The sequence below is a fragment of the Periweissella ghanensis genome (assembly GCF_918814755.1).
Taxonomy (GTDB): Bacteria; Bacillota; Bacilli; order Lactobacillales; family Lactobacillaceae; genus Periweissella; species Periweissella ghanensis.
Genome location: NZ_CAKKNT010000009.1, coordinates 61,790 through 69,150, shown reverse-complemented (window position 1 = coordinate 69,150; position 7,361 = coordinate 61,790). Strand labels below are relative to the sequence as shown.

The window sequence follows — 7,361 nt, the reverse complement described above, 5'->3', positions numbered from 1 at the left end:
ATAACAAACGAATTAAAGAAAAATTGGATGGCATGAGTCCGGTTGAATTCCAGAATCATGCCATCCAATTAATCGCTTAAAACATCACTCCAATTTATGGGGGTCAGTTCAGCAAGCTTTTTTTATTGATTTAAAAGACACCTAGAGCACTCGCTGCCCCTAAGACAGTCCCTAAAATAGTAATAATTAGCATTAAGTAAACCATTACCATTGTGAATTTTTGAAAGCTAGATTTTTTCTTCTTCTCGTACATTACTCACACTCACTTAAATTATTTTCACTTGTGATTGTACCGTGAAAATCTCAATCTTGCAAGGAAGGCACTGATTAGGTATTCTTATCTTAGCTTTAATTTATGCGGGAGGTGGCCCACGTGGCACAATTAATTGCTTGGCCGATATTATTAGGAATCTCAATTATTATATTTACGGGATTGTTCTTTATTCGCCGCACCTTTTATCGGTTTATTCCACGTAACCTTCAAATCGCGGATTTATTACCACCGGTATTAGTTTTGAATATTCATGTTTTAAGTTTTCAAACAACGGGATGGTCAATTTTTCCATTTCTGATGATTACTTGGTTATTACTATTGTTAGCATTTGTGATGTATCGCGGCTTCATTACGCAATCTTTTAATTTTCGTAAGGATATGCTAACTTTTTGGCGCTTTTCAACGTTAATCTTACCGATTGTTTATTTATTATTTTTGGTTATTAATTTGCTAAAGTTATAAATACAAAGAATTAAGAAGTCTGTGTTGGCAGGCTTTTTTTTGTGCAAATTTAATAAAAGTAACTATAATATTGACAAAATTAAATAATTATCCCGTTATTAGAAAAACAACGGGGCGTTACTAAAATTTATAATAAAAAAATAGGGTGATTTGTGGTAGAGAGTGGGGAAATGTGGTAAATTTATTTGTGGAGTAGTGTGCATAATATTGGTTTGATGAACTTGGAAGCGGGGATTATGACATGTTTATGGGTGAATATACACATAATGTTGACGACAAAGGTCGCCTAATAATTCCTGCCAAGTTTCGTAATCAATTAGGCGATAAATTTATTTTAATTAAATGGCTTGAACATGCACTATACGGTTTTCCTTTAAATGAATGGGAAATATTTGAAAATAAACTTAAAGCACTACCAATGACCAATAAAGATGCCCGTAAATTTCAACGTTTTGTCTTCGCAAGTGCAATTGAAGCCGAATTTGATAAGCAAGGGCGCATTGTATTACCAGTCACATTACGCGAATATGCCAATATTACTAAAACCACTGTTATCGCAGGATCAGGAGCGGGTTTTGAAATATGGGCTGCCGATACTTGGCAAGCATATACAAGTGATGTAGCTGAAAACTTTGATGATATTGCTGATGGCTTAGTTGACTTTAATTTTTAAGATGAGATGGGACAAAATATGACAGAATTTAATCACGTAACAGTATTACTAAACGAAGCCGTTGAAGGTCTAGCCATTGATCCAACTGGGATTTATGTTGATGGGACGCTTGGCGGTGGTGGTCACTCAAAGTTAATTGCATCTAAGCTAACGACTGGTTGCCTTTACTCATTTGACCAAGATGAGACCGCAATTAAATATAACCAAACAAATTTAGCGACGGAAATTGCCGCCGGTAAGATTAAATTAGTTAAATCAAACTTTAAAAACATTCAAACGGAGTTAGCTGCGTTAGGGGTAACTGAAATTGATGGAATTGTTTATGATTTAGGGGTCTCATCACCCCAATTTGATGATGGTCAACGTGGCTTTTCATACAATTACGATGCTCCATTGGATATGCGGATGAACCAAGAACAAGCATTATCTGCGCGTGAAGTAGTTAATGAATGGCCATTTAATGACTTAATGCGTATCTTAACGCGGTATGGCGATGAAAAATTTGCTAAGCAGATTGCCCGATTGATTGAAAAAAATCGTGCCGAAAAACCGATTGAAACCACATTTGAGTTGGTTGAAATTATTAAAGATGCTATTCCGATGGGGGCTCGCCGCCATGGTGGTCACCCAGCTAAAAAGACTTTCCAAGCGATTCGGATTGCGGTTAATGATGAGTTAGGGGTACTAGAAGCATCCCTAGAAGCCGCATTTGATTTATTAAAAGTCAATGGGCGAATTTCAGTGATTACTTTCCAACCGTTAGAAGATCGAATCGTGAAAGCAATGTTTAAGGAAAAAACGTCCATTCCTGATTTACCACAAGGATTGCCTGTTATTCCAGATGAATTACAACCAGACTTTAAATTAGTAACACGTAAGCCAATTTTGCCAGGTGAAGTTGAACAAGCAAACAATCATCGTTCACATTCCGCTAAATTACGGGTGATTGAACGGATTAAGAAATAGAGGGGGTTTCATATGAATCAAAATACTGCACGGCCTTTACCAAAGGTTGAACCAGAGAAAAAAAGTTATTTGCACTTAGTCACTGAGCAACGTAAAATGGGCCAAACTAAATGGGTTGGGCAAGAGATTGTAATGGCAGCGGTATGTATTTTGATTGTATTAGGCTGCTTGATTGGGATGGTTGCATCATCAGGGGCTGTTAGTAGTGCCAACCGTAATTTAGCACTTGTCCAAAACCAAGTTGATAACTTAGGCAATAAAAATTCTAATTTAAAACAAGAAATCAACGAATTGACAAGTCATAGTCGATTACAAAAAATTGCCAATAAAGATGGCTTATCACTTTCAAACCAGAATATAAGGAATGTAAGCAAGTAATGAATAAAAACTGGCAGCGATTACTCAAGAGTAATAGTACGCGTAATAATAGCCGAGTAACGAGCATGCTTTTTTTAATAACGGTGCTAATTATTTTTGGAACTCTTGGGGGACGTTTCTTGTATGTAGCCAGTTTTAAAGAAGTTAAAGATCATGATTTATCAACGGCTGCGCGCAAAATTTATATGCAAACGCAAGTTATTAACGCCCGTCGGGGAAATATATATGATGCCAATGGAATGTTGTTAGCCGAAAATACGAGTACGTATTCGGTGTATGCAATTCTTGATAAAAAACAAGTTGGCTTAAATGGGAAGCCAAACCACGTGGTTGATAAAGAAAAAACCGCAGCCGAGCTGTCAAAGTATATTCCACTTTCAAAAGAAAAGATTTTAGCAATTTTGAATCCTGCTAATCCTAATTTATTCCAAGTCGAATTTGGTAATGCCGGTGCTAATATTTCGATTGAAACCCATAACCAAATTGTGGCGGCTAAGTTACCAGGGATTCAATTTACTAAGCAACCGGCGCGCTTATATCCAAACGGGATTTTTGCGTCACATTTAATTGGTATTACCCAAACCCAAACTAATCCTAAAACCGGGGTGATTGCTTTGATTGGTGCGATGGGGATTGAACGTGAGTTAAATACGCTTTTAGCTGGGCACAATGGGATTCGAGAAGTTAAAAATACGCCTAGTTATACAATTGATGATAAAGCAAAGGGTGATCCAGTTAAAAATGGTGATCAAGTGTACACAACACTAGATAGCAAGCTCCAAACGTTATTGGAATCTGAAATGACAACTTTGGATGGCCAAACGGCACCAATTTCTGCGACCGCTACCGTGGTTGATGCCCGGACGGGGGCGATTGTGGCCACGACACAACGACCAACTTTTGATGCTACTACGCGTGAAGGAATTGGTAAGTTATGGCAAAACCTCTTGGTTGAAAATTCATTTGAACCAGGATCAACCATGAAAGTCTTTTCATTGGCAGCGGCCATTAATAGTGGTAACTGGCATCCCAACGAATTGTATCAATCAGGGACGTATTTAATTAACGGTCAAAAGGTGACGGACTGGAATCCACGAGGTTGGGGCATGATTCCCTATATCCAAGGATTTGCGATGTCATCAAACGTAGCAATGGCGCATGTTGAACAAATGATGGGACCATCGTTATGGCACAAGTATATTAATGCTTTCCATTTCAATGAATCAACTAACTCAGGCTTAGCTAATGAATCTGCGGGGGGCATGCAATTTAAATACCCAATTGAACAAGCTAATACGGCTTTTGGTCAAGGGATTCGAATTACACCAATGCAGATGTTACAAGCCTTTACGTCAGTTGCTGGGAATGGTCAGGAATTAAAACCATATTTCATTTCAAAAATTGTTGATCCAAATACTGGAAAAGTTATTTTCCGGGGTAAACGGACGGTCATTGGGCGCCCTATTAAAGCCTCAACGGCTGCTGAAGTCCGTAAAGTAATGCAAAACGTGGTCTATCAACCATTTGGGACTGGGACAGCGTATAAAATTCCGGGGTTCCGCGTTGCTGGTAAAACAGGAACGGCTCAAATTGCGACTTCGCATGGCTATTCAGTCGGTGATGAAAATGTTATTCACTCATGGGTGGGGATGGTACCGGCTAACAAGCCTAAGTACATTATGTACATTACCTTAAACCAACCGAAAAAAATTCCAGGCCCATTAACAAAATTAATGGCGGGAGTGTTTATTCCAGTGATGGAACAAGCATTGAAGATGGATGCGACGCATGAAACGCAAACGGCAATTGCCACGATTCCATCCGTAACCGGTTTAAATGTTGCAGCGGCGCAAAGTCAATTGCAACATGTTAAATTTAAGCCAGTCGTAATTGGCTCTGGTACGAATGTGACAGCGCAATATCCGGCAGCACAAACGCAACAATTAAACAACCAACGGGTCTTTATTCAAACGGGTGGCGCCATTACGATACCAGACATGCGTGGTTGGAGTAAAAATGATGTTTTAATGTTTGCAACAATTGCGCATTTGAACGTTGATTTTAATGGGAACGGATTTGTTGATAGTCAATCAATAAAACCTGGCACAGAAGTGCAAAATGATCAGTCAATTAATGTACAATTGAAGTAGAGTTAGAAAATGAAAGTAGTTAAGTTATAAGGGAGATTGAGAATGAATCCAACGGGTATAATTGGAGCGGGTTTAATTGGCTCGTTTGCAATTACGTTTATCTTTATGCCGTTTTTAGTAGGGTATTTCCGTGCTAAAAAAGAAGGGCAAATGATTAAGGAAGTTGGGCCAAATTGGCATAAGAGTAAATCAGGAACCCCAACCATGGGTGGCATCTTATTTATTTTAACGGCAGTTGTGATGACAATCCTTGTCGGAGCAATTGCACATCAACTTACGGCCGCCATTATTGTGACGGTTTTAGTATTTTTAGGTTACGGTTTGATTGGGGCCTTTGATGATCGTATTAAAATTTTCCATCATCAAAATGACGGTTTTTCAGCCAAACAAAAAGCGGGTTTACAAGTTTTAGGGGCTGTAATTTTATTTTTAATTTTAATGTTTACAGGCTTCGATTTTAAAATTGTGACCTGGTGGTGGACGCTCCACCTTGGTTGGGTGTACTTACCAATTCTGATTTTCTGGATGGTTGGTTGGTCAAACGCCGTTAACTTAACTGATGGCTTGGATGGGCTCGTAGCTGGAACGTCAATCATTAGTTATGTGACGTTTGGCTTGATGGCGTTGAAGTCAGGTTCAATGGATATCGCCATCTTTGATTTTGTGCTTGTGGGGGCGTTAGTAGCCTTCTTTTGGTACAATAAAAAGCCGGCACAAATTTTTATGGGTGATACCGGTTCATTAGCATTAGGAGCCGGCTTAGCAATTAATTCCGTACTTTTACACAAAGAATTTGCTTTGCTATTAATTGGGATTATTCCAATTATCGAAACCCTTTCGGTAATCATGCAAGTGACGAGTTTCCATTTCTTTAAAAAGCGGATCTTTAAAATGTCACCAATTCACCACCATTTTGAGATGTCAGGATGGTCTGAATGGAAAATTGACATTGTCTTTTGGATTATTACTTTAATTGGCTGTGTTATTAGTTACAGCCTAACATAGTTTTTATTTGACCAGGTTTACCTGGTTGTACATATTTAGTAAATAGCAATTAGATATGAATTGGTGAGTTGAGGGAACAAAAATGGAAAAAATAACGCAATATCAAAACAAGCATGTTTTAATTTTAGGATTTGCTAAATCTGGTGCGTCGGCGGCTGAGGTCTTAACACAATTAGGTGCAATTGTAACAGTTTCAGATACAAAAGATTTAACGGTTGATGAATCAGCTTTAAAGCTTAAAGAAAAAGGGGTTACTTTCACCCAAGATCAGTCAGCGTCCGTAGTGAATGGTTTTGATATTTTAGTTAAGAATCCTGGAATTCCATACACTAATCCGGTGGTTGTGGCGGCCCAAGCAAATAACATGCCGGTAATCAGTGAAGTTGAATTAGCAGGACAAGTATTTTCAGGTGAATTAATTGCAATTACTGGTTCAAACGGTAAAACAACCACGACATCCTTGGTAACTAAGTTATTGGCTAATGAACGTGAAGCTGGAGTTGCGTTATATGCGGGAAACATTGGTATTCCGGCATCAACGCGGGCGATGACGATGACAGCAGATGATACGTTAGTAATTGAATCATCATCATTTCAATTAATGGGGACCAAAGAATTTCACCCCCATATTGCGGTGTTAACGAATATCTTTGCCTCACACCTTGACTACCATGGGACGCGTGATAATTATGTGGCTGCCAAAATGAAAATTACGGCTAACCAAACTGCCGATGACTTCTTTGTGGTTAACTATGACTATGAAGAATTGGCATTATTAGCGCAATCTTCACGGGCCCAAATTATTCCATTCTCACGGCTCGGTAAGTCAAAACTCGGGGCATATGTTGAAGATGGTAAAATGTACTGGCAAGATGAATACATTATGGACACTAATGAAATGGGTGTTCCAGGTGATCACAACGTGGAAAATGCGTTAGCAGCCATTGCAGTTGCTAAGTTGCATGGTCGTTCAACTAAAATGATTGCCGAGATTTTAAAAACATTTTCAGGTGTTCGCCACCGGACCCAATTTGTTTTAGAAGCTGAAGGCCGGAAATTCTATAATGATTCCAAAGCGACTGATATTGAGGCGACCCAAATGGCCTTAGCTGGATTTGATAATCCCGTGGTGTTATTAGCTGGTGGGCTTGATCGTGGTGATACTTATGAACATTTGGAAGCTGATTTGGGCAAGCATGTCCGTGCCGTGGTTTTAAGTGGTCAAACGAAGGATATTTTTGCTAAAAGTGCTAAAGCCGCAGGAGTTGAAAAGATTGTTTTTGCCGAAGATATTGCCGCTGCCGTACCAATGGCTTGGGAGTTAAGTCAACCGGGTGATATTATTTTACTTAGTCCCGCGGCAGCTAGCTGGGACCAATACCCTAATTTTGAAACGCGCGGGGAATTATTTATTCAAGCCGTTGAAAAGTTAACTAACAAAGAGGAGATTTAA

At 39.0% G+C, this 7,361-nt stretch carries 8 protein-coding genes; 7 read left to right on the top strand and 1 reads right to left on the bottom strand.

The window, feature by feature from the left end:
• Window positions 1–130 precede the first annotated feature (130 nt).
• Window positions 131–253 carry a DUF4044 domain-containing protein gene (locus LQZ76_RS10020; RefSeq protein ID WP_284706014.1) on the bottom strand — a complete coding sequence of 41 codons (123 nt, stop codon included), beginning with the start codon at window positions 251–253 and terminating at the stop codon, window positions 131–133.
• Window positions 254–373: 120 nt separating this feature from the next.
• Here LQZ76_RS10020 and LQZ76_RS04565 point away from each other — a divergent pair, with 120 nt between their 5' ends.
• From LQZ76_RS04565 to murD, 7 genes are all read left to right on the top strand, one after another.
• On the top strand, window positions 374–736 hold the full coding sequence (locus tag LQZ76_RS04565) for a DUF3397 family protein (RefSeq protein WP_230098586.1): 363 nt from the start codon (window positions 374–376) through the stop codon (window positions 734–736).
• Window positions 737–977: 241 nt separating this feature from the next.
• Entirely contained in the window at window positions 978–1,409 is a 432-nt protein-coding gene (mraZ, locus tag LQZ76_RS04560) for a division/cell wall cluster transcriptional repressor MraZ (RefSeq protein ID WP_230098585.1), read from the top strand.
• Window positions 1,410–1,427: 18 nt separating this feature from the next.
• On the top strand, window positions 1,428–2,375 hold the full coding sequence (gene rsmH, locus LQZ76_RS04555; RefSeq protein WP_230098584.1) for a 16S rRNA (cytosine(1402)-N(4))-methyltransferase RsmH: 948 nt from the start codon (window positions 1,428–1,430) through the stop codon (window positions 2,373–2,375).
• Between the two features lie 12 nt (window positions 2,376–2,387).
• Window positions 2,388–2,753 (top strand): cell division protein FtsL, encoded by a 366-nt coding sequence (ftsL, locus tag LQZ76_RS04550; protein ID WP_230098583.1) that lies wholly within the window; start codon window positions 2,388–2,390, stop codon window positions 2,751–2,753.
• A 65-nt stretch (window positions 2,754–2,818) separates the two neighbouring features.
• Complete coding sequence (locus tag LQZ76_RS04545; protein ID WP_230098582.1) at window positions 2,819–4,903, top strand: penicillin-binding transpeptidase domain-containing protein; 2,085 nt, start codon at window positions 2,819–2,821, stop codon at window positions 4,901–4,903.
• 42 nt (window positions 4,904–4,945) lie between these two features.
• Window positions 4,946–5,908 carry a phospho-N-acetylmuramoyl-pentapeptide-transferase gene (gene mraY, locus LQZ76_RS04540; RefSeq protein ID WP_230098581.1) on the top strand — a complete coding sequence of 321 codons (963 nt, stop codon included), beginning with the start codon at window positions 4,946–4,948 and terminating at the stop codon, window positions 5,906–5,908.
• 82 nt (window positions 5,909–5,990) lie between these two features.
• Entirely contained in the window at window positions 5,991–7,361 is a 1,371-nt protein-coding gene (gene murD, locus LQZ76_RS04535; protein WP_230098580.1) for a UDP-N-acetylmuramoyl-L-alanine--D-glutamate ligase, read from the top strand.

Coding starts and splice junctions, on each gene's coding strand:
- murD (WP_230098580.1), top strand. CDS start 5,991: ATGGAAAAAATAACGCAATATCAAAACAAGCATGTTTTAATTTTAGGA.
- rsmH (WP_230098584.1), top strand. CDS start 1,428: ATGACAGAATTTAATCACGTAACAGTATTACTAAACGAAGCCGTTGAA.
- LQZ76_RS04545 (WP_230098582.1), top strand. CDS start 2,819: ATGCTTTTTTTAATAACGGTGCTAATTATTTTTGGAACTCTTGGGGGA.
- LQZ76_RS10020 (WP_284706014.1), bottom strand. CDS start 253: ATGTACGAGAAGAAGAAAAAATCTAGCTTTCAAAAATTCACAATGGTA.
- mraY (WP_230098581.1), top strand. CDS start 4,946: ATGAATCCAACGGGTATAATTGGAGCGGGTTTAATTGGCTCGTTTGCA.
- ftsL (WP_230098583.1), top strand. CDS start 2,388: ATGAATCAAAATACTGCACGGCCTTTACCAAAGGTTGAACCAGAGAAA.
- mraZ (WP_230098585.1), top strand. CDS start 978: ATGTTTATGGGTGAATATACACATAATGTTGACGACAAAGGTCGCCTA.